Annotated in this window: 22 protein-coding genes and 1 rRNA gene; 16 read left to right on the top strand and 7 right to left on the bottom strand. The window is 36.4% G+C overall.

Translation table 11 applies throughout. From position 1 onward, the window contains the following. Nucleotides 1-30: 30 nt before the first annotated feature. From dnaA to ACU8DI_RS04665, 4 genes are all read left to right on the top strand, one after another. Nucleotides 31-1,458, top strand: a complete 1,428-nt coding sequence (gene dnaA / locus ACU8DI_RS04680; protein WP_447111593.1) for a chromosomal replication initiator protein DnaA — start codon at nt 31-33, stop codon at nt 1,456-1,458. A gap of 15 nt (nt 1,459-1,473) precedes the next feature. Then, nucleotides 1,474-1,932 carry a low molecular weight protein-tyrosine-phosphatase gene (locus ACU8DI_RS04675; protein WP_447111592.1) on the top strand — a complete coding sequence of 153 codons (459 nt, stop codon included), beginning with the start codon at nt 1,474-1,476 and terminating at the stop codon, nt 1,930-1,932. A gap of 72 nt (nt 1,933-2,004) precedes the next feature. Next, complete coding sequence (locus tag ACU8DI_RS04670) at nt 2,005-3,417, top strand: PQQ-dependent sugar dehydrogenase (RefSeq protein ID WP_447111591.1); 1,413 nt, start codon at nt 2,005-2,007, stop codon at nt 3,415-3,417. A gap of 2 nt (nt 3,418-3,419) precedes the next feature. Further along, nucleotides 3,420-4,136, top strand: coding sequence for an SAM-dependent methyltransferase (locus ACU8DI_RS04665; protein ID WP_447111590.1), 717 nt, complete (start codon nt 3,420-3,422; stop codon nt 4,134-4,136). 2 nt (nt 4,137-4,138) lie between these two features. On the opposite strand, the gene ACU8DI_RS04660 is transcribed toward ACU8DI_RS04665, so the two are convergent. The 5 genes from ACU8DI_RS04660 to dapF form a co-directional block, all read right to left on the bottom strand. Beyond that, nucleotides 4,139-4,807 (bottom strand): peptidoglycan-binding protein LysM, encoded by a 669-nt coding sequence (locus ACU8DI_RS04660; protein ID WP_447111589.1) that lies wholly within the window; start codon nt 4,805-4,807, stop codon nt 4,139-4,141. 108 nt (nt 4,808-4,915) lie between these two features. Further along, complete coding sequence (locus ACU8DI_RS04655; RefSeq protein ID WP_447112057.1) at nt 4,916-5,830, bottom strand: DUF2279 domain-containing protein; 915 nt, start codon at nt 5,828-5,830, stop codon at nt 4,916-4,918. A 1-nt stretch (nt 5,831) separates the two neighbouring features. Then, entirely contained in the window at nt 5,832-6,875 is a 1,044-nt protein-coding gene (mltG, locus tag ACU8DI_RS04650) for an endolytic transglycosylase MltG (RefSeq protein ID WP_447111588.1), read from the bottom strand. Further along, the gene (locus ACU8DI_RS04645; RefSeq protein WP_447111587.1) at nt 6,876-7,400 is read right to left on the bottom strand and encodes a GNAT family N-acetyltransferase; all 525 of its coding nucleotides are present in this window, start codon (nt 7,398-7,400) and stop codon (nt 6,876-6,878) included. Next, nucleotides 7,397-8,176 (bottom strand): diaminopimelate epimerase, encoded by a 780-nt coding sequence (gene dapF, locus ACU8DI_RS04640; protein WP_447111586.1) that lies wholly within the window; start codon nt 8,174-8,176, stop codon nt 7,397-7,399. The genes ACU8DI_RS04645 and dapF overlap by 4 nt, the downstream gene beginning before the upstream one ends. Before the next feature lie 144 nt (nt 8,177-8,320). Between dapF and ACU8DI_RS04635 the strand changes: the two genes are divergently transcribed. From ACU8DI_RS04635 to ACU8DI_RS04625, 3 genes are all read left to right on the top strand, one after another. After that, nucleotides 8,321-9,739 (top strand): trypsin-like peptidase domain-containing protein, encoded by a 1,419-nt coding sequence (locus ACU8DI_RS04635; protein ID WP_447111585.1) that lies wholly within the window; start codon nt 8,321-8,323, stop codon nt 9,737-9,739. A 145-nt stretch (nt 9,740-9,884) separates the two neighbouring features. Next, a complete protein-coding gene (locus ACU8DI_RS04630; protein WP_447111584.1) occupies nt 9,885-11,333 on the top strand; it encodes a glyceraldehyde-3-phosphate dehydrogenase in 1,449 nt (482 codons plus the stop codon). A 148-nt stretch (nt 11,334-11,481) separates the two neighbouring features. Further along, nucleotides 11,482-12,090, top strand: coding sequence for a tRNA (guanine-N1)-methyltransferase (locus ACU8DI_RS04625; RefSeq protein WP_447111583.1), 609 nt, complete (start codon nt 11,482-11,484; stop codon nt 12,088-12,090). Nucleotides 12,091-12,199: 109 nt separating this feature from the next. Here the strand turns inward: ACU8DI_RS04625 and ACU8DI_RS04620 are convergent, their stop codons facing one another. Beyond that, entirely contained in the window at nt 12,200-13,612 is a 1,413-nt protein-coding gene (locus ACU8DI_RS04620; RefSeq protein ID WP_447111582.1) for an AAA family ATPase, read from the bottom strand. A gap of 124 nt (nt 13,613-13,736) precedes the next feature. Here ACU8DI_RS04620 and trmD point away from each other — a divergent pair, with 124 nt between their 5' ends. The 9 genes from trmD (at nt 13,737) to ACU8DI_RS04575 (ending at nt 24,059) form a co-directional block, all read left to right on the top strand. Continuing rightward, nucleotides 13,737-14,414: a tRNA (guanosine(37)-N1)-methyltransferase TrmD gene (trmD, locus tag ACU8DI_RS04615; RefSeq protein ID WP_447111581.1), complete on the top strand. Its 678-nt coding sequence runs from the start codon at nt 13,737-13,739 to the stop codon at nt 14,412-14,414. A 229-nt stretch (nt 14,415-14,643) separates the two neighbouring features. After that, nucleotides 14,644-14,994 (top strand): 50S ribosomal protein L19, encoded by a 351-nt coding sequence (rplS, locus tag ACU8DI_RS04610; RefSeq protein WP_447111580.1) that lies wholly within the window; start codon nt 14,644-14,646, stop codon nt 14,992-14,994. A gap of 704 nt (nt 14,995-15,698) precedes the next feature. Continuing rightward, on the top strand, nt 15,699-16,271 hold the full coding sequence (locus ACU8DI_RS04605) for a pentapeptide repeat-containing protein (protein WP_447111579.1): 573 nt from the start codon (nt 15,699-15,701) through the stop codon (nt 16,269-16,271). 120 nt (nt 16,272-16,391) lie between these two features. After that, on the top strand, nt 16,392-18,611 hold the full coding sequence (locus tag ACU8DI_RS04600) for an NADP-dependent isocitrate dehydrogenase (protein WP_447111578.1): 2,220 nt from the start codon (nt 16,392-16,394) through the stop codon (nt 18,609-18,611). Between the two features lie 82 nt (nt 18,612-18,693). Then, on the top strand, nt 18,694-19,629 hold the full coding sequence (locus ACU8DI_RS04595; RefSeq protein WP_447111577.1) for a threonine ammonia-lyase: 936 nt from the start codon (nt 18,694-18,696) through the stop codon (nt 19,627-19,629). 57 nt (nt 19,630-19,686) lie between these two features. After that, nucleotides 19,687-22,062 carry a TonB-dependent receptor gene (locus ACU8DI_RS04590; protein WP_447111576.1) on the top strand — a complete coding sequence of 792 codons (2,376 nt, stop codon included), beginning with the start codon at nt 19,687-19,689 and terminating at the stop codon, nt 22,060-22,062. A 4-nt stretch (nt 22,063-22,066) separates the two neighbouring features. Next, on the top strand, nt 22,067-22,879 hold the full coding sequence (locus ACU8DI_RS04585) for a DUF4249 domain-containing protein (RefSeq protein ID WP_447111575.1): 813 nt from the start codon (nt 22,067-22,069) through the stop codon (nt 22,877-22,879). A gap of 132 nt (nt 22,880-23,011) precedes the next feature. After that, on the top strand, nt 23,012-23,836 hold the full coding sequence (murQ, locus tag ACU8DI_RS04580) for an N-acetylmuramic acid 6-phosphate etherase (protein WP_447111574.1): 825 nt from the start codon (nt 23,012-23,014) through the stop codon (nt 23,834-23,836). After that, nucleotides 23,820-24,059, top strand: a complete 240-nt coding sequence (locus ACU8DI_RS04575) for a DUF6095 family protein (protein WP_447111573.1) — start codon at nt 23,820-23,822, stop codon at nt 24,057-24,059. Before murQ ends, ACU8DI_RS04575 begins: the two co-directional genes overlap by 17 nt. 68 nt (nt 24,060-24,127) lie before the next feature. Here ACU8DI_RS04575 and rrf read toward each other — a convergent pair. Further along, nucleotides 24,128-24,217 (bottom strand): 5S ribosomal RNA (gene rrf / locus ACU8DI_RS04570); the annotation flags it as partial.

Below are 24,217 nucleotides of genomic sequence, written 5' to 3'. Positions count from 1 at the left end.
ACTAACAAATACAAAAAATTAACTTAGAGAATGGATGTAACTGCGCAATCGGTTTGGACGAACTGTCTCTCATTTATAAAAGACAACATACAACCTCAAGCCTACAAAACTTGGTTTGAGCCAATAGTAGCAGTAAAACTGACCGATAACGCCTTAAGTATCCAAGTACCAAGTAAGTTTTTTTATGAATGGCTGGAAGAGCATTATGTCAAAATTCTGAAGGTAGCACTAACGAAACAATTAGGAGAAACTGCCAAATTGGTGTATGTTATTAAAATGGAGAACACCTATGGTAACAAACAACCTTTTACTGAAAAAATCCCTAGTTCTAATCGTGGCGCGCTAAAATCTCAAGATGTTGATGTTCCATTAAACAATAAGAATCCAGAATTAAAAAATCCTTTCGTAATTCCTGGCATTAGGAATGTAAAAATTGAATCACAACTAAATCCTAATTACAGTTTTGAAAACTTTTTAGAAGGCGACTCTAATCGCTTGGCTAGAAATGCTGGTTTAGCTGTTGCCAATAAACCGGGAGGCACCTCTTTTAATCCGTTGTTAATATTCGGAGGTGTAGGGTTAGGAAAAACACACTTAGCTCATGCTATTGGCGTTGATATCAAAGATAAATATCCCGAGAAAACCGTATTGTATATTTCTGCAGAAAAATTCACACAGCAATATATAGATTCCGTTAAAAAAAATAACAGAAATGATTTTATTCATTTCTATCAAATTATAGATGTTCTTATCATTGATGATGTCCAGTTCTTATCTGGAAAATCAGGAACCCAAGATGTCTTTTTCCATATATTTAATCATTTACATCAAAATGGAAAACAGGTCATTTTGACCAGCGATAAAGCTCCTGTAGACATGCAAGACATTGAACAGCGTTTACTATCGCGCTTTAAATGGGGACTTTCAGCTGAACTTCAGAGTCCAGATTTTGAGACAAGAGTATCTATATTAAAAAATAAATTGTATCGTGACGGTGTTGAGATGCCCGATGATATTGTAGAGTATGTTGCTAAACATATTAAAACGAATGTTCGTGAGTTGGAAGGTGCTATCATCTCATTAATTGCACAATCATCATTTAATAAAAAAGAAATTACAGTCAACTTAGCGAAGGAAATTGTAGAGAAATTTGTTAAGAACACCAAACGTGAGGTATCTATTGACTACATCCAAAAGGTCGTTTCTGATTATTTCCAAATGGACGTAAGTACTTTGCAATCCAAAACTAGAAAACGCCATATTGTTCAAGCAAGACAATTGGCCATGTTCTTTGCAAAGAAATATACGAAGGCGTCATTAGCTAGTATAGGTTCTCAAATTGGAAAACGTGATCATGCCACAGTACTTCACGCTTGTAAAACTGTAGACAACTTATCCTCTACCGACAAACAGTTTAGAAAGTATGTCGAAGACCTCTCGAAAAAGCTTTCTCTTTAATACTTATATTACAAAATGACTCGTATCTTAATGGTTTGCTTAGGTAACATTTGTCGCTCACCATTGGCACATGGCATTTTAGCTTCCAAATTACCAACCGATCATTTTTATGTAGATTCTGCAGGTACTGCCAATTATCATGTTGGTGATTCTCCAGATCATCGTTCCATTGCAGTGGCAAAAAACAATGGTATTGATATTTCAGCACAACGTGGTAGGCAATTTCAAGTTTCTGATTTTGATACGTTTGATTATATCTATGTCATGGATCCATCCAATTTTGAGAACGTTGTAAAGTTAGCTAGGAATACGAGCGACATCGCAAAAGTAAAACTGATTCTGGAAATGGACGACTCCATAACAGAAAAACGTGTTCCAGACCCTTATTACGGAGATCTATCTGATTTTGAATACGTTTACGAGCTGTTAGAAAGCGTTTGTACTAAAATCAGTCAGTCGCTTATTGACAATTAGCAAACTAAACCCTTGATTTTTAGGTGTATTTTTTTTCGTATTTTGTAGAAAAATTCCTTAAAATCTAGAAACATGAAAAAAATTACTTGTCTATTATTTTGTGGTCTGTTAACTATAACCTACGCCCAAAATATCAATCTAGATACATTTGCAACCGGCTTATTTAATCCTGTTAATATCAAACATGCAGGTGATAATCGCTTATTTGTCGTTGAAAGAGATGGCTATATTCAGATTGTAGATGTTAATGGAACCGTAAACAGTACACCCTTTTTAGACATTGAAGACAGAGTCATAGATTTTGGTGGCGAACAAGGACTTCTGGCACTTGCCTTCCACCCTAATTATTCGACCAATGGTTTTCTATATGTCAATTATATTGATTTAAACGGAGATACTGTGATTTCAAGATTTACACGTAATTCCGTGAACTCAGCAGACCCAAATTCTGAAGTCATTCTATTGCATATTCCTCAGCCCTACTCGAACCACAATGGAGGAGACATGCATTTCGGTGCAAGTGATGGTTACCTTTATATTTCTACAGGCGATGGTGGTTCAGGTGGCGATCCCGACAACAGAGCACAGCCTTTAGATAATTTACTTGGGAAAATGCTCCGAATTGACGTGAACGTCACAGCAGGTCAAATAGCAGCCGGAACTACCTACCTCATCCCTACTGATAATCCTTATGTTGGAAATGCTTCGGCATTAGATGAAATTTGGGCTAACGGACTTAGAAACCCATGGAAATGGTCTTTTGACAGAAGCAATGGTGATATGTGGATTGCCGATGTTGGTCAAAGTGCAAGAGAGGAAATTAACCGAACGACAGCCACAACTGGTGGTGAAAATTATGGTTGGAAGTGTTTTGAAGGCACTTCTGTCTTTAGCACCTTAGCGGAGTGTAGCACCATCACACATCAAACGCCAGTTGCCGAATACGATTATGGAGGCTCCCCATTTAGATGCTCCATTACTGGTGGCTATCGCTATAGAGGAACTTCCCAGATTGGATTGCAAGGTCTTTACTTTTTTGCTGATTATTGCAGTAACGAAATAGGCTACGTTCAAGAGACGAGCCCTAACAATTTTAGCCTTAATTTCTTGGGGCAATTTCCTGGAGGCGAATTTGTGGCATTTGGTGAAGATATCAACGGCGAACTCTATGTAGCGAGTTTAGCAAACGGAACCATTTATCGTATTGTGGAGTCCACTTTAAGCAATGAAACGTCATCATTGAGCGTTATTAAAATGCATCCGAATCCTGCCAACCTATTTGTCAACTTCGATTTGGCACATTTAACGGATTCAATAAACCGAATTGAAGTTTATGATTTACAAGGAAAACGTGTGTTATACCAAGATCATTTTGATCAACAACTAACAACAATGTCTACTAAAAATCTAAATAGCGGCTTATATATTGTTGAAATTTCTGATTTTGAGAACCAAAAAAGTATTCGAAAACTTATTATTGAATAAACATGAGTGAACACTATGGTAAACTTTACCTAATTCCTACGCGGCTTGGTGATAATCCGCCTTTAGAAGTTTTACCAATTTCGGTAAAGAAAGTCATTGAAATGATTGATGATTATATTGTTGAAAATGAAAAATCAGCCAGACGCTTCATAAAGCTCATCAATTCAAGAAAACAACAGTCGAGCCTCAGCTTTAAGGTGTTAAATAAATACACACAACACGAAGAAATACAGCATTTCCTTGACGATTGTAAAACAGGAAAATCCATGGGATTACTTTCAGAAGCAGGTTGTCCTGGCATTGCAGACCCTGGAGCAGACATTGTAAAAATGGCACATGAACAACACATTCAAGTAGTGCCATTGGTTGGTCCATCTTCGATTGTACTTGCCTTAATGAGCTCAGGAATGAATGGGCAAAGTTTTACTTTTAACGGCTATATTCCAATAGATAAATCAGAGAGAAAAACAACACTCAAACGTTTAGAACGCTTATCTTTTGAACAGAATCAAACGCAATTATTTATTGAAACACCTTACAGAAACAATAAGATATTAGAGGACATCTGTAGCACCTTACATCCAAACACCAGGGTTTGCATCGCATGTGATATCACACTTCCCACAGAATATATCAAAACCATGACCGCGAGTGAGTGGAAAAACGTGAATGTAGATTTACACAAACGTCCAGCTATTTTTTTAATTCACAAGGATTAAATCTATAGAATGGCTTTGGCCTTTTTATTGGCTTCAATAAAGGATGTATCATATCCAGAAAACTTTTTCATGTAATGCTTAATGGTTGTACCATAAGCATCAGAAAAATTATGGTTTCCATAACTTCTTAGATATTTCTTTACACTACCTGGTCCTGCAAGGTGTGCAGCAGCCAATATACCAGATTCTGTAATTTTTACACCTCCTATGTTCTTACCTACAAAGCGCTTGATATCCTTTCTAAGGATCCATTTATTTCTTGCTGCATTGGCTAAAAAGGCTTTTTCTTGAAGCTCAGGCGAGTACAAAAACTTGGTCGGATTATAAATACCAATCAATTTAAGCGTTTCAGCACCAAATTGATATTTCCCTAAATAGCCTAAGGTATTGACCGTGAAATAATCCCCTCGAGACTCTTTAAAAGCTAGTGCCTCCTTAAATCCATTATAAGATTTGCCTAAGTGAGGAAAACCGAGGTCTGTGTGATCTAGATTGGCATTACTAGCATCATCTGAATGCATCGCCAAATCATGAGAAATGTTAAAATTCAACTCCATACCTTCCGTTGAATAGTCCTCAAAATTAATTGAAGGAGCTGGTTTTAATGCCATAAAAAGGGTAGCGAAAACAGCCAACGGAACTATAAAATAATTACCTACATTTTTAATCATAATAGCTAATTTCTGTAAGCCAAAGTCTTCCCCTTAGACGACTTACAAATTGCGCCTGCAAAGATACACTAATTTTTAAAACCCTGAAAATAAGCTGTTAAAGTGTTGTTAAAAGTAGATATAATGGAGCTTGATACCATTTTTACCGTTAAACTCCAAAGTAGGAAAAGGGACTTTAATCAGGTTAAAAACGTCAAACAACGATCTCAAAAAGCGAGAATTTGTCTGAATTCTCGATAAATCTACGTCCAAACTCAAATAAAATTGACGCCTTCTATTTGGAGTTATTAATAAGTTATCAACCACCTCTTCATTTTTTCCTGTAATCATGCCTTCTGCTCCATAGCCAAATGCCAAATTTAACCATTTGGGCACCCGACTATTTTTAAAAAACGAATGAATATTTGCACTCAACCAGTAAGTCTGACCGTTGTAATCTTTCAATGCTTCCTCCAGAAGACCATCACCTAATTTATCAGGTCTAAGTGCTGCGTAATGCGTTTGATGGAATGAATACTTCATGGTAATACGTTGTTCGTTCCATAATAATTCTTGTCCGATAAACAACCCAGTTCCTAATCCATTAGCTGCCATATCAGACCAAGAAAAACCCCATTCTTCAGAATAGCCATCTAAGATTTCAACAGCCGATAAAAATCCAAGTCCTAAGGTAGCGCCATAAAGTAATTGATCTTTCTTTCCCACACCACTCCACTTTAATAAATTAGCCCCTGTTTTACCTAGTTGGTATGAGGAAAACACATGCCCCATTTTGTCCATTTGTAACCATTCATTCAAATCATTGGTTGTTTTGAATTTTGATCTTGGAAAATCCGCATACCATAGTTGATCTAATCCTATGAAGGTGATAGTGGCTAAAGTAGCTTCAGAAATAATGACCGCATTTCGTCTAGGCTTATGAAGTGTGTCAGATGGTTTTAAAAAAACATCCAGCTTAGACTGAGCGCCATTGTATAAAGGCATCAATAAAAAGAGTCCTATCCATATGCCAAGTCGCTTCATATTATCTATTAATCCCTTGCGACGATAAATATCTTTGATATTCTCTAGCATTCACATTGTGTTGCGCTAATGTTTTGGCAAATTTGTGATATCCCAATTTTTGAGCATTGGCTGCAAAATAAAGATAATTGTGCTTCTCAAAATTTAAAACTGCATCAATGGCCGTAATATCTGGCATTGCAATCAATCCTGGAGGAAGTCCTACGTTTAGATAGGTATTATAAGGTGATTTTATGCCTTTATGCTTGTTTAAAACCCGTTTTATAATCGTATTTTGATATTCAGGTAATTGATATGCTGCAAATTTTAATGTAGGGTCTGCCTGAAGCGGCATGCCTATTTTGAGTCTATTCATATAAACACCTGCGATTCTCGGTTGCTCTGAAGCTTGCTTTGACTCTTCGTGAACAATAGACGCCAGTGTCATGACCTCATCTCTAGTCAATCCTATTGACTTGGCTTTCGCATTTCTAGACTCATTCCAAAAACGATTATACTCGGTTAACATGCGATCACGAAACGCTTGAGCATCTGTATTCCAAAAAAACTCATAGCTATTTGGGATGTACATACCTAGCGCTGTTTTTTTGGTATAACCGCTTTTCTTCAAAAAACTAGGATCAGTCATCGCTACAATTAAATCCAGACTATCTGCTTCAATTTGATTTGCAATCCTTCCTGCTAATTTTTCTAAGGACTCCTGATTATTGAAAGATAATTTTATTGGAATATTGTTGCTCCTAATTGAATTGATAATATCATTATTACTCATGCCCTTTTTAATAACAAACTTTCCTGCTTTTAAATTTGACACATATTTTTTGCGCTTTGCTAGCATATCAAAGGCTTCCATGTCTTCCAACAAAGGTTTCAGTTGCTCGCGAACGGTGTCATAATTAGCATTGGTTGGCACATAAATATAGGCTTCATCATTATTGAAAGCTGTATTTGGTGAAAGCATGGCATTATAGATATAAAATGCAAAGTAGGCAGCCACCAATAATCCAATGAGGGCAATAGCCCAAAGTATTTTTTTGATATACATTTAGTTAAATATTAATTGTAGAAGATATTCATTGACATATGAACCATGACGATAATTCCAGTCTTTTTTGAGTCCTATAATTTGAAAACCTTGATTTTTAAACAGTTTTAAACTGTTATTATTGTCTTCGGAAATATTACAATATAATTGATGCAGATCCAAATGGGATTTACAATAATCAATCAATAATTTTAAAGCCTCCTTGCCAAAACCTTGTTGTCTATTCTTCACATCTTTGATCAAAATTCCAACACCAGCTCTTTTGTTACTGACATCAAAATCAAATAAATCAATCAACCCTATAGTAGCATCCGATTTATCACAAATCATTAATCGTAATTGCTTTACTTCAAATATATCTTTGTGCGCGTTTTCTAAGTATTGTTTTATTAAAAATTTAGAATAGGGTGTAATCGTATTACTGATATCCCAAATGCTTTGGTCATTTTCTATCTCATGAATAAACTCCAGGTCTTCTGGTTCTAAAGCTCTTAGATATATGTGATCTCCTTTCAATGTTGTCATGATAGCGTTCCTTTAAACACTTGTGTTGCTGGTCCGATGAGCCAGATATTATGATATCCAGACGCTGTGTTATCAAAAGTGACTTGAAGCTCGCCGCCTTCCGTGAGTAAGGTAATCAAGTTTTTTTCAGTCTCACCAATATAATGCATGGCTATAGCGACAGCTGTAACACCTGTTCCACAAGACAAGGTTTCATCCTCAACACCTCTTTCATAGGTACGAACTGAAAATCTGTCATTTGATTTTTTAGTCACAAAATTAACGTTAGTCCCTCCTCTATGGTGATAAGGAGTTCCATAACGGATGCTTGCTCCTTTCGATTTTACATCTAATTCGGACAGATTCTGATCTAATTGCACATGGTGTGGCGATCCTGTGTCTAAAAAAACATGGGATTTGAAGGCTTCAATATGATCAACATCCTGCATCTGCAGATGAACCAAACCATCCGCTATGGTCGCTTCGTGCTTTCCATCAATGGCTTCAAATACAGCTTTCTGATCTATCAGTCCTAAAAATTTGGCAAATGCTACGATGCAACGACCACCGTTACCACACATGGTACTTTCGTTTCCATCGGCATTAAAATAAACCATTTTAAAATCGTAGACCTCGTGATTTTCTAAAAGTATGAGTCCGTCTGCACCAATACCAAATCGACGATCACATAAAAAAGCGATGAGTTTGGTATCATTTTTGTCAAAGATTGCATGACGATTATCAATCATCACAAAATCGTTCCCAGTTCCTTGATATTTATAAAAAGTAAATTGCATAAGTCATGCAAATATAGGAATAATGGTAAGAAAATTACGCTGTTAAACACACGTTAAAGATGACGTTAAAAATCGTTAAAGTTGAATTTCAAAATCAATAAATATTTAATTTTAATCGTTACCTAATTATTAAACAATGATAACATGAAAAAGATTCTAACATTAGTATTTGTTTCTGTGTTAGGTGGAATTATTACTTTATCTGCCTACAAATATTTTATAGAAGAAACACAGCCAATCACCATCACTGATAACCAACAGGAGCCGTCATTTATAAATACAAATTATGACGCAACAACCTCCAATTTATTATCGAATGCCGACATAGACTTTACCGTTGCTGCTGAAAATACGGTACATGCTGTAGTCCATGTCAAGAATACAGCACTGGTAACTGGGCGACCTACATTACAAGACTTTTTCTATGGCAGACAAGCCACACCAAGAGCCCAAGTAGGAACAGGAAGTGGCGTCATCATAAATAAAGATGGCTATATCATCACAAATAACCATGTGATTGCCGGTTCTAACAAAATTTCTATTACACTCAATGACAATAGAGTTTACGATGCGAAGCTCATTGGAACGGATGAAGAAACCGATATTGCTTTGTTAAAGATTGATGCGGAAGAAGATTTACCATCTATAGCTTTCGGAGACTCTGATACTGCTAAAGTAGGTGAATGGGTTTTGGCGGTCGGTAATCCGTTCAACCTCACCTCGACTGTAACTGCTGGTATCATCAGTGCAAAGTCTAGAGACTTATCTACCAATAAATCACAATCATTCATTCAGACAGATGCCGCTGTAAATCCTGGTAACTCTGGAGGTGCGCTTGTAAATGCTCGAGGCGAATTGATTGGTATTAATACTGCTATTTCATCTCAAACAGGGTCGTATATCGGGTATTCCTTTGCCGTACCGAGTAATATAGCTCGTAAAGTTGTTGAGGATATCATGGAGTTCGGTGATGTGCAAGAAGGGGTGTTAGGGGTTTCTATATTAAATAGTCAGTCTCAAGAAGCCAAAGAACTAGGCGTTAATGAAATTCAAGGTGTATATGTCAGCAATGTTGAAGCCAATTCTGGCGCAGATAAATCAGGCATTAAAAATGGCGATATCATAAAAAAATTGGACAATATTGAAATTTCTAAATTTTCCGACTTAAGCGGGTATTTGAAAACTAAACGTCCGAATGATGTTGTAAATGTTGAAATTTTAAGAAATGGTCGCATTAAATCTATTCCGGTAAAATTATCTAAAAGTGATATCATCAGTGTTGAGTTCATGGATATGCAGTTGCGAAATATTCCATCAAAATTGAAAAAAGCCTATGATATTTCACACGGCGTGATTGTCCAAGATAATAAAAATGCCTTTTTATATTCGAAATTAGGCTTTAGAAGTGGTTACATCATTACGGGAATTAATGATATGAAGATTCAAAGTGTCGCAGATATTTCAAAGTTTAGTGAGAAGTATGGAGCAGATGCCCAAGACAATATTTATAGATTAGAATATCTTGACTCGAATCTAGAGAAAAAGGAAGTCATCTTTAGATAATAAAAGACCATTTAGGAGCTTATAAAACCCTTTAGTATTGAAAAACTGAAGGGTTTTTTATTTTATGAAAAAATCTTACGAAAACGTTTGAAATATGCTATTTTTGCAAAAATTTTAAATACAACAACACACTAAACCAAACACAATGAGTTTAAACGGAACTTATGAAAAAGAACTCGCTTTTCAAGCAGACCGTCGCAGAGCTACGGTAGAATTTATTAAAATTGTTAGCGACCTATGGTATGATAAATCTATAGAACTAGTGATTTTTAGAAATCAACTGATTGATCGTAATGTGAGCGAAATTCTCAATCTACACGAATATGCCGGAGAATTTGTACAGAAACCAATATCTATTTTTGATTCTGTAGAGATTGCTCAAGCCATTAAAACATTGGATCTGCCACCTGCCAAATTGGATATTGGTAAATTAACCTACGAATTCCACCTCGAAGATCAAAAATATAGCAATGCCACTGGTTTTGTGGCTTCCAAATTGAAAGATGCGAAAAAGAATAAACTCATACAACCTAAGGATGTGGTGCTTTATGGCTTTGGAAGGATTGGTCGTTTAGTTGCCAGAGAATTAATGACGCGTACTGGAAAAGGGAGTCAGTTGCGATTGCGTGCGATAGTTACTAGAGGTGCCATTGATGATGTGGTTCTAGAGAAAAGAGCGTCTTTGCTTAGGAACGATTCTGTTCATGGAGATTTCTCAGGAACTGTCGTGGCAGATGCTAAGCAAAGTGCATTATTGATTAACGGAACGACCGTTAATATGATTTCTGCGAATGCTCCAGAAGATATTGATTATACACAATACGGAATTCATGATGCCTTAGTTATAGATAACACAGGTGCGTTTAGAGATCAAGAAGCGCTTAGCCGTCATTTGAAATCCAAAGGTGTTGATAAAGTATTACTGACAGCACCAGGAAAAGGCATTCCTAACATTGTTCATGGTGTGAACCATCTCGATCATCATCCAGATAAAGTCAATATATTCTCTGCAGCCTCATGTACAACCAATGCCATCACACCTATATTAAAAGCTATGGAAGACACATTTGGTGTCGTAAGTGGTCACTTAGAAACCATTCATGCTTATACGAATGATCAAAACTTAGTCGATAATTTCCATAAAAAATATCGTCGTGGTAGAGCTGCAGGTCTAAACATGGTCATTACAGAAACAGGAGCCGGAAAAGCCGTATCTAAAGCATTACCTTCTTTAGAAGGAAAGTTAACCTCTAATGCCATTAGAGTACCCGTACCAAACGGATCTTTAGCTATTTTAAATTTAGAACTAGATAAGGCGACATCTGTAGAAGGTATCAATACTATTATGAAAAAATATGCTTTGGAAGGGCATTTAGTGGAACAAATAAAATATGAAATGAGCGATGAGCTTGTATCTAGTGATATTGTTGGAAGCTCTGCTCCTGCCATTTATGACAGTAAGGCGACCATTGTTCGTCAAGACGGGAAAAATGCCATCCTATATATATGGTATGATAATGAGTATGGTTACAGCCATCAAGTCATTAGATTAGCAAAATATATTGCTAAGGTGAGACGTTACTCATATTATTAATAAGGTAGACATCCAAAATAATATTTGCACCGTATATAATTTAGCCTCACCTCTTGTGAGGCTAAATAGTTATATCGCGTGCCGATTTACGTTTAAATTATTATATTGCTAACCATTAATTAAGCTATTAAATTCAACCAAAGCAACCATGAAGTTTTTTAAAACGCTATTACTTACAACACTGACCTTATTCAGTTTTTCAACGACCTTCTCTCAAAGTAATGATGACGATGAAAAATTATCCCTTAACAGCGGAACTATAGATAACCAATTTGAGTATGTCATTAGACGTTCCAATAGCTGGCAAGAATACAAAACAGTCAAGAAAACATGGCTTTACGCTTTAAAAGCCCATACCATTGATTCTTTAAATGCTGTACATAAATCATTAGATGACACACAAGCTATTGTTGCGTCTCAAGCTAAAGAGATAGAAGATTTAAAACAGAATTTAGCCAATACAAAAACAAATCTCGATAATACCATTGCTGAAAAAGACAGCATGACCTTATTTGGCATGCCGATGACTAAACCGAATTATAGTCTTATTCTTTGGAGTATCGTGGGCGTGTTATCAGCACTACTATTGTTTTTTATTTACAAGTATAAAAATAGTAATGCGATTACCAAGCAAGCGAGAAAAACTCTAGTAGAGACAGAAGAGGAATTTGAAGAACACAGACGCGTGGCTTTAGAACGGGAACAAAAAGTAAGACGTCAATTACAAGACGAAATCAATAAGCAAAAAAATTCTTAGGAGTTTAATAGAAAAAAGCCGTAATAGAAAGCCTGTCATTTAGTTGATAGGCTTTTTTTATATCCAGCCAAAAGTAAGTATCAATTAAAGTTTTGGCTAGATATAGAAACTAATCTTTTTCGAATAGACTCTCCATTGTGATTTGATTATTCATGACCTGATTACTGTATTTATTTGAGACGACACCAAACGTTGTGACAAAAGTCACAAATACATTTTTTCGTTTTGTCATCGCACTTAAAAATTCACGTTTTTTATTTTCCACATTGGCTGCATAACTTTTAGTCATCGTAAATTCACGTTCTGAAAATTTCATTTCACAAAGGTTGACCGATCGGTCACTGCGATCAATAAGTAAGTCTATTTGTGCCTTATCATTTCTCCAACTTGAGCTTTGAACTTCTATACCTGAAATACCTAAGCCTTTTAATAACTGCTGTACATGCTTAAGACACAAGGTTTCAAATGCAAATCCGCTCCATGAACTGTAACTTCTAGATGTATAAAGTGTCTTCCAACTTCTCCCCTTATTGTTTTTAATAAATTTTAAATAAAAAATTGAGTACTCATCGGTCAAACGATACAAGGTTTCCTTTTTCTTATTAGAATAAGGTTGATACTCTGAAATAAAACCAGATTCACTCAATTCTAACAAGGTGGTTGTTAAGGTTCCACCGGAACTCATGGGTGTAGATTTTACCAAATCGTCGCGACTCATACCACTTTGTGATTTGGATAAGGCTTTTACGATATTCATGTGATTGTCGGAATCATCAAACAGCGACACAAATACTTGATTGAACTCGTTGACTAAAATACCGTTTTCTTGGAAGCACAAACGATCGATGGCCATCGCAACACTATCACCTGACTGAATTTTATCCAAATAGTGTGGAATACCACCAATAGCCATATAAAGTTGTAGATAAGAATAGCGATCTAGATGGACCTTTTTCGATTTGAGAAACAATTCGGTTTCGTACAGATTAAAAGGTAAGAGCCGCATAGGAATGGTGATGCGATTGTGAAGTCCTTTACGATCATTGATCACGCGATTGACCATGAAAGATGCCGCCGAACCACATACAACCACAATGAGATCCTTTCGTTTAGAGCCGTAACTATTCCAAAAATGACCAAAAAGCTGGACGAATTTGGAACGCCTAGTATACATCCATGGAAACTCATCTATAAACACGACTTTTTTCCCTGAACCTTTTAAGCTATCTAAATAATCGCTTAATAAAGCAAAGGCATCTAACCAATTTTCTGGTGTTGGTTCATCTTTAAATGCTGCATCCAAACGACAAAGCACATTATGAAAGTTTGATAATTGGTCTTTATAACTGCCATCTGGAATTCCTGAAATCTCAAAAACTATTTGTTTTTTGTAGGCTTCTCGGATTAGGAATGTCTTACCAACACGCCGTCTACCATACACAACTACTAACTCAGATTTGTTGGAATCTAAAGCTTCAGCGAGCAATTTGAGCTGCGATTCCCTGCCGATAACTGCATTCATAATGTTTTCTATAACTAGCCAAAAGTACAAATTAAAACTAATATTTGGCTAGTTATAGAGTTAAATAAAATTTATTAGTAGTCCATACAATTAAACTTATCTTTGCATTTTATAATTAAGAATCATGCGTATAGACATTATAACTGTGTTACCAGAGCTGCTAAAGAGTCCGTTTGAAGCTTCTATTTTGAAACGAGCTATAGAAGCTCAATTAGTGAGTGTTCATTTTCATAATTTAAGAGATTATGCGTCTGGCAATTACAAGGCTATCGACGATACTCAGTTCGGAGGTGGTGCTGGTATGGTCATGATGATAGAGCCAATAGATAAATGTATTTCGGCGTTGCAAAGTGAACGTTCTTATGATGAGATCATTTACATGACACCAGATGGTGAACGTCTTAATCAAGGTATCGCCAATCAGGTATCACTCAAAGATAACATTATCATTCTGTGCGGACATTATAAAGGTGTGGATCAACGTGTTCGCGACAAGTTTATAACACGTGAAATATCCATCGGTGATTATGTATTGTCAGGCGGTGAATTAGGTGCTGCAGTGCTTTGTGACGCCGTCATTAGATTAATTCCTGGTGTTTTAGGTAACGAAACCTCTGCCCTAACCGATTCTTTTCAAGATGGTTTATTGGCTCCACCTATTTACACCAAACCTAGAACCTATAAAGGCATGAAAGTTCCTGAGGTTTTGTTTAGCGGAAATTTTCCTGAAATTGAAAAATGGCGAGAAGAACAAGCTTATAAAATAACTCAAGAACGACGACCCGATTTACTTAAGGATTAAACGCTTGTGTTAAGGATTGATGCGGCATCCTTTTGCTGGCATAGCGGCAAAAGATATAGCGGAAAGCCTGACGCTAAGTCGTTGGAATACGCCTTAGCGAAACACCAAAAAAAATATTGGGAAACATTGTGAATATAGTTTTATTAATTATCTTTGCACCCACTTTTGGATTAACCTCTGGCGAAAATCGCGAATGTTGATTTGAAACAACTTTAATAAAAAGATAAAAATGAATTCTTTAGTAAAATTTGTACAAGACGAATTTGTAGACAAAAAAGATTTTCCAGAATTTGGAGCTGGTGATACCATTACTGTGTATTACGAGATTAAGGAAGGTGCTAAAACACGTACTCAGTTTTTTAAAGGTACTGTGTTACAAGTAAAAGGTACGGGTGCTTCTCAAACCTTTACCATTAGAAAAATGTCTGGGACTATTGGCGTAGAACGTATTTTCCCAATTAACTTACCAGCACTTCAAAAAATTGAAGTTAATAAGCGTGGTAAAGTTAGAAGAGCGAGAATCTACTACTTTAGAGGTCTTACAGGTAAGAAAGCAAGAATTAAAGAAGTTAGAAGATAAGCTTCAACTACATAAATTTCTGAAAGCCTTGACGATTGTGTCAAGGCTTTTTTAGTTATGAACTTTTGTTAATAAGTTCGGTTTATAAAATGTGAATATCTAAATCAGTTAAAAATTTGGAATTTTCAAACAAAAACCTACTTTAGCTAAACAATTAACAACAAACCTCGTTTGTTTTTGAATTAAACTTCAAATTAATGTTAAATTGTAATAAAGTAACGTTCTTTATATAGATTTGTTTTTTGAGGTTGTGACTACTGCAGGTGTATGCGTGTAAGTAGCAGAATCATGAAGCTTAAGGTGTGTCAGATGTGTATGCAGTTGATACAAATTAAGTGGAAAGTCTTGACAAGTAACTGAACCGAAAGTGACAGTGAAAATGATGGGCAATGATGGTATCATGGTCAAACGCGCAAGCGAATGATTTGGAATACAATCATCAAGAAAAACAATCAAAACGAAACGGAGTAATAGCAGGTCAATACATTTTGAAAGTTATGAAAGGTTTCATTGAAATAGTGAAACTTGAACCGAAAGAGATGAGGGAACGTGAGTTCAGCTGTCTCGAGTTTGTCAGCAATGGTAAATAGGTCACGTGTAACTATCTCAAAAAAGCCATGTCAAAGTAGTTCTGACTACAGTGATATGGCTTTTGTTTTTTAATAACCTTGCTTTTTTTAACTTTAGGGTGTTAAATCAGCGCCATGAGACTTCCATTTATTTCTGACAAGACTTTTAAAGACCAAACTTATAAGGACAATCCCATAGAAAAAGCAGAATATGACCATTGTAAATTTATCAATTGTGATTTTTCAGAATCCTATCTATCTGGAATTAGCTTTTTAGAATGTGAATTTCTTGATTGCAATTTAAGTCTAATCAAAGCAAAAGAGGTGCTATTTAAAGAGGTCGTTTTTAATACCTGCAAATTAGTGGGTGTTCCGTTTCACGATAGCAATCCCTTTTTAATGTCTATGACCTTTATCAATTCCCAATTGCATTTAGCCTCCTTCGTTAACTTAAAACTGAAAACTACCGTTTTTGACTCTTGCAACTTGGAACAAGCCGACTTTAGCCATGCAGATTTAACAAGTGCGACATTCAAAGACTGCAATTTAAAAGACACTATTTTTGAGCATTGCATCTTGGAAAAAACCGATTTTAAAACAGCTTATAATCTTGCAATAGATCCAAATAAAAATAAGATGAACGGTGCCAAATTCTCTAAAGATAATGCCCTAGGGCTCCTCTTGAAGTACCAATTGAAAATAGTGTGATATTCATCAGTTCCTAATTTTCAAGACATGAGATGGCTTGCCTAAAAAGCAACTAGTTTTTTGTATATTTGCACAGCTTAATTTTTAAGCGATTTCATTATACTAAATTCTAAATATTTTATGGCAAATACTCCTACGATCATTTATACGAAAACAGATGAAGCACCTGCTTTGGCTACGCATTCACTCTTACCTATAATAAAATCTTTTACAAAGTCTTCAAACATCAATGTTGAGAGTCGCGATATTTCTTTAGCAGGACGAATTCTAGCGAATTTTCCTGATTTTCTGACGGCCACTCAAAAAGTGCCAGATGCCTTATCAGAATTAGGAGCTTTAGCAAAATTACCTGAAGCTAATATTATCAAACTTCCTAATATCAGTGCATCCATTCCGCAATTAAAAGCGGCCATCAAAGAATTACAAGCGCAAGGCTATGCCTTACCTGATTATCCTGATGAACCGGAAACAGCGGAAGCTAAAGCCATCAAAACACGTTATGACAAAATAAAAGGTAGTGCCGTAAACCCTGTGTTACGTGAAGGTAACTCTGACAGACGTGCTCCAAAAGCCGTCAAGAATTTTGCCAGAATGAATCCGCATTCTATGGGTGAATGGTCTTCAGATTCCAAAACACATGTCGCGACGATGTCACATGGTGATTTCGCGCACAACGAAGTTTCCGTAACCTTACCTGAAGCTACGACTGTGAAAATTGTTCATACGGACAATGCTGGAAATGCCACTATTTTAAAAGATAATTTAGCGCTGTTGAAAGATGAAATTATCGATGCCACCGTCATGAGCAAGAAAGCGCTTTTAGCGTTTTTAGAAGAACAAGTTAAAGATGCCAAAGAAAAAAATGTGTTGTTTTCATTACATATGAAAGCGACGATGATGAAAGTGTCTGATCCTATTATTTTTGGTCATGCCGTACGTGTGTTCTTTAGTGAACTGTTCCAAAAGCACGGTGACACTTTTGAAGAGCTTGGTGTTGATGTGAGCAATGGTTTTGGAAATTTAGTAAGTAAGATAACTGAACTCCCTGAGGCAAAGCGCTTACAAATTGAAGAAGATATTGCTACGGCTTTCGCTAATGCACCTGATGTTGCCATGGTTAATTCAGATAAAGGTATTACCAATTTACATGTACCTAGTGATGTGATCATAGATGCTTCAATGCCTGCCATGATCCGTACGTCTGGTCAAATGTGGAATGCCGAAGGTAAACAACAGGATACTAAAGCTGTTATTCCAGATAGTAGTTATGCAGGTGTCTATACAGCGACCATCGATTTTTGTAAAAAACATGGTGCCTTTGACCCAACGACTATGGGAACGGTTCCCAATGTTGGCTTAATGGCTCAGAAAGCAGAAGAATATGGATCCCATGATAAAACCTTCGAAATTCCTTCAGATGGAAAAGTAGAAACAATTGATGCCAATGGAAACATCTTAACATCACACCAAGTAGAAGCTGGTGATATCTGGAGAATGTGCCAGGTCAAAGATGCGCCTATTCAGGACTGGGTAAAATTAGCAGTAACAAGAGCGAGAGCCTCACAAACACCTGCTGTTTTTTGGTTGGATAAAAATAGAGCGCATGACGCAGAATTAATCAAAAAAGTAAATACCTACCTACCAAATCATGATACGTCTGGTTTGGATATAAGAATCCTCGCTCCTATTGAAGCAACGCAATTTACCCTAGAGCGTATTAAAGAAGGAAAAGACACTATTTCAGTCACGGGTAATGTATTACGTGATTATCTTACAGACCTTTTTCCGATTTTAGAATTGGGAACTAGTGCTAAAATGTTATCCATTGTTCCTTTAATGAATGGCGGTGGACTTTTTGAAACTGGTGCTGGAGGTTCTGCGCCAAAGCACGTACAACAATTTCAAGAAGAAAATCATTTACGTTGGGATTCTCTCGGTGAATTTTTAGCCTTGGCAGTGTCTTTGGAACACTTCGGAAACGTGAATAATAATTCTAAAGCCATTGTATTGTCGGAAACCTTAGATGATGCTACTGAAAAGTTATTGACCAACGGTAAGTCGCCATCAAGAAAAGTAAATGAACTCGATAATAGAGGAAGCCATTTTTATTTAGCCCTCTTTTGGGCTGAGGCTTTGGCCAATCAAACAAAAGACGATGACTTAAAGCATGAGTTCGCAGAAGTCTTTAGAGATTTGCAAGCTCACGAAGCTAAAATTGTTGAGGAACTAAATAGTGTTCAGGGACAAGCTATGGATATAGGTGGTTACTACGAACCAAATGAATCCTTGACTGCGAAAGCAATGCGTCCTAGTGACACCTTAAATAAAATTATAGGATAACCGTGATTCCTATGTATATGAAAGACTGTCTTCTGACAGTCTTTTTTTATGCCAATATTGAAACATATTGTAACTTTAGGGTATGACCAAAGAACAACTTATTGCTTGCCACAAGCGTATATTACCTTATATACACAAAACACCAGTATTGACATCAAGACTTGTCAATGAATTGGCAGGTGCCGAATTATATTTTAAATGTGAGAATTTTCAGAAAACTGGTGCTTACAAGATGCGTGGTGCAACGAATGCCATAATGCAATTAACAGCCGCTCAAAAAGATAAGGGTGTTGTGACGCATTCCTCGGGTAATTTCGCCCAAGCATTGTCTTTCGCAGCTCAAAGTTTAGGAGTTAAAGCAACCATCATCATGCCTTCCAATTCTCCTCAAGTCAAAAAAAATGCAGTGATTGGTTATGGTGGGACGATATTAGAATGTGAACCTACCATAGACGCACGTCAAGGGCTTGCCGATCATATTGTTCACACTACAGGAGCCACCTTTGTACATCCATCTAATGATCCAGAAGTGATATTAGGCCAAGGCACCTCGTGCATGGAGCTACTCGAAGCATATCCTAATCTAGATGCTGTATTTTGTCCAGTAGGTGGTGGCGGACTCATTGCTGGATCTGCTTTAGCCGCTCATTATTTCGGTAATAACTGTGAGGTTTTCGGTGGTGAACCTTTAGAAGCTGATGATGCCTATCGTTCTCTTTTGAGTGGTAAGATTGAAACTAATACATCAGCCAATACTATAGCCGATGGATTACGAACACAATTAGGGACACATAATTTTCCAATCATACAGAGGCACGTGACAGAAATTATTAGGGTATCTGAAACTGACATTGTTCAGGCAATGCAATTTATATGGGAACGTATGAAAATTATCATTGAGCCTTCAAGTGCTGTAGCTTTCGCCGCTATATTAAAAGAGAAACATAAGTTTGAAAACACTAAAATCGGACTTATTATTTCGGGTGGTAATGTAGACATAAGCCGCTTGCCATTTTAATAATTAATTAACTTATCGATACAAACATCTAAAACTGGTGTTTCGTACTTTTGAAATATGACAGGATTAAAAATAAAAGCCCTACTCCCGTTGCTACTTTGTCTTTGTAATATTTTTGCACAAAACAATGTCACTTTAAGCGGTACAATTACAGATGCTGATAGTAATGAAACACTCATTGGCGTCAATATCATTGTTCCTGAATTGCAAACAGGTACTACCACCAACGAATACGGGTTCTATTCCATCACACTGCCAGAAGGTACCTATAAAATTCAAATTAGTTATCTCGGATACACAACCATTACAGAAAATATGGCACTTTCTGAAAACAAAATAATGAATTACAGATTGGAAGAAAACACCGAGACCCTTGAAGAAATTGTCATAAAACAAGACGTTGAGAAGCTCAACATAAAGAAACCACAAATGAGTGTTAATGCACTTTCCATTAGTACGATCAAACAAATGCCTGTGGTACTTGGTGAAGTGGATGTTATAAAATCTATTACCTTGCTACCTGGCGTGACCAATGCTGGAGAAGGGTCTTCAGGATTCAATGTCCGTGGAGGAGCGGCAGACCAAAACCTCATATTATTAGATGAAGCCACTATCTTTAATTCCTCACATCTCTTTGGATTCTTCTCAGTTTTTAATCCAGATGCCATTAAAGACATCAAATTATACAAAGGTGGCATCCCAGCAAAATACGGAGGAAGAGTGTCTTCTGTGTTAGATATCTACCAAAAAGACGGTAACAGTAATTCATTTCATATGAATGGTGGTATTGGCATTGTATCAAGTCGACTTTTGGCAGAAGGCCCAATTAAAAAAGGAAAAGGCTCTTTTCTTTTCGGTGGCAGAAGCAGTTATGCTCATTTGTTTTTACCGCTTTTCGACATTGATAATATTGCTTATTTCTATGATTTAAACACCAAATTGAGTTACCGACTTAACGAAGACAACAGCATCTACCTCTCAGGCTATTTTGGAAGAGACGTTTTTAACATCTCTGATACGTTTGAGAATACTTATGGTAACACGGTTCTTAATTTTAGGTGGAATCACCTCTTTTCTGATAAATTGTTTTCCAATATGTCTTTGATTTACTCGGATTATTATTACGGATTAAATCTAAATTTTGTAGAATTTGATTGGGATTCTGGTATTCAGAATTTCAACTTTAAATACGACTTGAAGCATTATGTTAATAATAATTTTAAGTTGGAATATGGTCTGAATAGTATTTATTACAAATTTAATCCTGGCGATATCAAACCTTCTACGCCAACCTCTGGAATTAATGAATTTAAACTCATCGATAAATATGCCTTTGAAAATGCTTTGTACATAGATGCAGAACATCAAATAAACAATACCTTGGCATTGTCGTATGGTTTGCGCCTAAGCTCGTTTCTGCGCTTGGGACAAAATGAGTTAAATATGTATGAAAATGATAATCCGCTGATATTTAACGAGGCATTACAGGTTTATGAAAAAGCAGAACCAATAGGGACCGAAACATATGACCGCAGTGATGTGATTGCTTCATTTTTTAACTTCGAACCAAGAGTATCATTGGCTTACCAAGTTAATGACAATTCATCGGTCAAAGCAAGTTATAATCGAATGACACAGTATTTGCATCTACTTTCTAATACAACCTCACCAACACCTTTAGACGTCTGGACACCAAGTGGCAAGTATGTGAAGCCACAGCTATTAGATCAGGTAGCTTTGGGATATTTCAAAACCTTTAAAGACAATCAATTTTCATTGGAAGTTGAAAGCTTTTATAAAACCATAGAAAATAGAATCGATTATGTTGATGGTGCCGACTTAATTGCTAATAATGCTATTGAACAAGTCATTCTTAATGGTAAAGCTCGAGCTTACGGACTAGAAGTCTTGTTCAGAAAAAATGAAGGCAAGTTCAAAGGTTGGTTAGCTTATACACTTTCCAAATCTGAACAGCAAACCCAAGGTCGAACTTCTGAAGAAACCGGAATTAATAACGGACAATGGTATAGCACGGCTTATGATAAAACTCATGATATCTCTTTAACTGGAAGCTACGAACTCAATAAGAAATGGACATTTAACAGTAATTTCCTATTCCAAACAGGACAACCAACCACCTTTCCTAACGGACAATATGTTTACAACGGTATCACCATTCCTAATTACGAATCTAGAAACTCAAGTCGTTTACCTTCCTATCACAGATTGGATCTGTCTGCAACTTATAATCCTAATCCAGAAAAAACCAAAGGATGGCAGGGAGAATGGGTTTTTGGAATTTATAACGTCTATAACAGACGAAATGCCGCGTCTATTTCGTTTGGAGAAAATAGAAATACGGGTACAAATGAAGCAACGCGATTAGCCATTTTTGGAATCATCCCATCAGTTTCTTATAATTTTAAATTTTAAGTCTATGAAAAAATACATATACATATTTTTAGGTTTATTGATCTGTTCTTGTGAAGATGTAGTTGATGTTGATTTAAATAATTCAGAGCCTAAACTCGTTATCGATGCCTCTATTAATTGGTTTAAAAACACACCTGGTAATGAACAAGAAATAAAATTAACTTTATCTGCACCTTATTTTGACAACGATGTGCCTCCAGCTTCTGGTGCAGACGTTAGAGTCATTAAGGGAGATAATGAGGTTTTCGTATTTACTGAAGACAATAATTCAGGCATCTATCGCAACAATAATTTTATACCTGAAATCGATGCCACTTATAACCTTGAAATTATTTATAACGGCGAAACCTACCTAGCCAGTGAAACTTTAAAATCGGTAGTAGACATCGATTACGTAGAACAAAATGACGAAGGCGGTTTTACAGGTGAAGAAACAGAACTCAAAGCATTTTATTCAGACCCTATTGATCAAGAAAATTACTATTTTTTCGAATTTATTAGTGATATTCCTGTCATCCCAAGCTTGGAAGTTTATAATGACGAATTTACGAATGGTAACCAAATTTTTGGCTTTTACACCGAAGAAGAACTCGAAACAGGTGACTTGGTGACGATTCGAAACTACGGTGTTTCCGAGCGTTTTTACGATTTTATGTTCATTCTATTACAGCAAAACGCGGAGGAAGGAGGTGGACCTTTTGAGACACAGCCGGCTACTGTTCGCGGTAATTGTATCAATGAGACAAATCCAGATAATTTTCCATTGGGTTATTTCCGGTTGTCCGAAGTTGCAGAGTTAATTTACACCGTTGAGTAAGCATTTTTGGGCGTTACCCTTTAAAGTCCAAACTTTAAAGCGTCGTGTCATTCGCTGTATCTTTTTGTTGAAAACAAAAAGGATGTCGCTACTACCACTAACGCAGAAGAAAAATTTGGCTATTTTTACAATATGACTTTCATAAAAACAACAGAACAAGATTCCAATTATAATCATTTAGAACAAATGACTATAAATGAATTACTAACCTATATGAACAGCGAAGATCAATCGGTGCCTTTAGCTGTAGAAAAAGCCATTCCGCAAATCGAGAAACTGATAGCAAAAATTGTCCCTAAGTTAAAAGATGGTGGTCGACTCTTTTATATTGGTGCTGGCACTAGTGGACGATTAGGAATTTTAGATGCATCTGAATGTCCGCCAACCTTTGGTGTTTCACACGACTTAGTTATCGGACTTATCGCTGGAGGCGACACTGCTATTAGAAAGGCAGTCGAATTTGCCGAAGATTCTACAACTCAAGGTTGGAAAGACTTACAAGCCTATCATATATCAAATAAAGATGTTGTAGTTGGAATTGCAGCATCAGGAACGACACCTTATGTGATTGCCGCACTAGAGGAATGCCACAAGTATGGTATCATTACTGGTTGTATTACCTGTAATCGAAATAGTCCGTTAGCTCAAATATCACAATACCCTATAGAAGTGGTCGTAGGTCCGGAATTTGTCACAGGCAGTTCGCGAATGAAAGCCGGTACAGCACAAAAGTTAGTACTCAATATGATATCTACCGCTACAATGATCAAGCTCAATAAGGTAAAAGGTAACAAAATGGTCGACATGCAGTTGAGTAATCATAAACTAGTAGATAGAGGTGTCAAAATGTTGTCCAAAGAATTAGGAATTAGTATAGAAGAAGCTAAGCCACTACTAGACAAATACAAAAATGTAAGAACAGCTATTGAAAATTATAAATATGGAACCGGACACTAAACGAACAGATAAAGAGGTATTAATCAAAGGAATTAAGACCATGGGTATCACATTGATACTAATGTTTCTCGGTCCTACCCTGTTTTATGTTGGATTAAGCAATCCCGAAAAACCCTTATACATTCCCATTCTTCTTGTAGCAGGTATACTCTGTATTCTCGCTATTTATTTTGGTTTTAAAGGCTTAAAAATCATTATGGATAGTATGTTTAAAAAGCACTAGTACGCTTCAACAAAATAGATTGAATATAAAAACAAAAAGCCCTTCATAATAAAATGAAGGGCTTTCAAAAAAGGCGGCGACCTACTCTCCCACGGATGCAGTACCATCGGCGCAAATGGGCTTAACTTCTCTGTTCGGAATGGTAAGAGGTGAGCCCC

The organism is Psychroserpens sp. BH13MA-6 (assembly GCF_052983595.1).
This window is presented reverse-complemented; position numbering and strand designations above follow the sequence as displayed.

What these genes read in the sequence shown, in the direction of transcription:
- ACU8DI_RS04625 (WP_447111583.1), top strand. Translation starts at nt 11,482, where the DNA reads ATGAAGTTTTTTAAAACGCTATTACTTACAACACTGACCTTATTCAGT.
- dapF (WP_447111586.1), bottom strand. Translation starts at nt 8,176, where the DNA reads ATGCAATTTACTTTTTATAAATATCAAGGAACTGGGAACGATTTTGTG.
- ACU8DI_RS04590 (WP_447111576.1), top strand. Translation starts at nt 19,687, where the DNA reads ATGACAGGATTAAAAATAAAAGCCCTACTCCCGTTGCTACTTTGTCTT.
- ACU8DI_RS04660 (WP_447111589.1), bottom strand. Translation starts at nt 4,807, where the DNA reads ATGATTAAAAATGTAGGTAATTATTTTATAGTTCCGTTGGCTGTTTTC.
- rplS (WP_447111580.1), top strand. Translation starts at nt 14,644, where the DNA reads ATGAATTCTTTAGTAAAATTTGTACAAGACGAATTTGTAGACAAAAAA.
- dnaA (WP_447111593.1), top strand. Translation starts at nt 31, where the DNA reads ATGGATGTAACTGCGCAATCGGTTTGGACGAACTGTCTCTCATTTATA.
- ACU8DI_RS04575 (WP_447111573.1), top strand. Translation starts at nt 23,820, where the DNA reads ATGGAACCGGACACTAAACGAACAGATAAAGAGGTATTAATCAAAGGA.
- ACU8DI_RS04670 (WP_447111591.1), top strand. Translation starts at nt 2,005, where the DNA reads ATGAAAAAAATTACTTGTCTATTATTTTGTGGTCTGTTAACTATAACC.
- ACU8DI_RS04600 (WP_447111578.1), top strand. Translation starts at nt 16,392, where the DNA reads ATGGCAAATACTCCTACGATCATTTATACGAAAACAGATGAAGCACCT.
- ACU8DI_RS04620 (WP_447111582.1), bottom strand. Translation starts at nt 13,612, where the DNA reads ATGAATGCAGTTATCGGCAGGGAATCGCAGCTCAAATTGCTCGCTGAA.
- ACU8DI_RS04635 (WP_447111585.1), top strand. Translation starts at nt 8,321, where the DNA reads ATGAAAAAGATTCTAACATTAGTATTTGTTTCTGTGTTAGGTGGAATT.
- ACU8DI_RS04665 (WP_447111590.1), top strand. Translation starts at nt 3,420, where the DNA reads ATGAGTGAACACTATGGTAAACTTTACCTAATTCCTACGCGGCTTGGT.
- ACU8DI_RS04585 (WP_447111575.1), top strand. Translation starts at nt 22,067, where the DNA reads ATGAAAAAATACATATACATATTTTTAGGTTTATTGATCTGTTCTTGT.
- ACU8DI_RS04595 (WP_447111577.1), top strand. Translation starts at nt 18,694, where the DNA reads ATGACCAAAGAACAACTTATTGCTTGCCACAAGCGTATATTACCTTAT.
- ACU8DI_RS04675 (WP_447111592.1), top strand. Translation starts at nt 1,474, where the DNA reads ATGACTCGTATCTTAATGGTTTGCTTAGGTAACATTTGTCGCTCACCA.
- ACU8DI_RS04655 (WP_447112057.1), bottom strand. Translation starts at nt 5,830, where the DNA reads ATGAAGCGACTTGGCATATGGATAGGACTCTTTTTATTGATGCCTTTA.
- ACU8DI_RS04645 (WP_447111587.1), bottom strand. Translation starts at nt 7,400, where the DNA reads ATGACAACATTGAAAGGAGATCACATATATCTAAGAGCTTTAGAACCA.
- ACU8DI_RS04630 (WP_447111584.1), top strand. Translation starts at nt 9,885, where the DNA reads ATGAGTTTAAACGGAACTTATGAAAAAGAACTCGCTTTTCAAGCAGAC.
- ACU8DI_RS04605 (WP_447111579.1), top strand. Translation starts at nt 15,699, where the DNA reads ATGAGACTTCCATTTATTTCTGACAAGACTTTTAAAGACCAAACTTAT.
- mltG (WP_447111588.1), bottom strand. Translation starts at nt 6,875, where the DNA reads ATGTATATCAAAAAAATACTTTGGGCTATTGCCCTCATTGGATTATTG.
- murQ (WP_447111574.1), top strand. Translation starts at nt 23,012, where the DNA reads ATGACTTTCATAAAAACAACAGAACAAGATTCCAATTATAATCATTTA.
- trmD (WP_447111581.1), top strand. Translation starts at nt 13,737, where the DNA reads ATGCGTATAGACATTATAACTGTGTTACCAGAGCTGCTAAAGAGTCCG.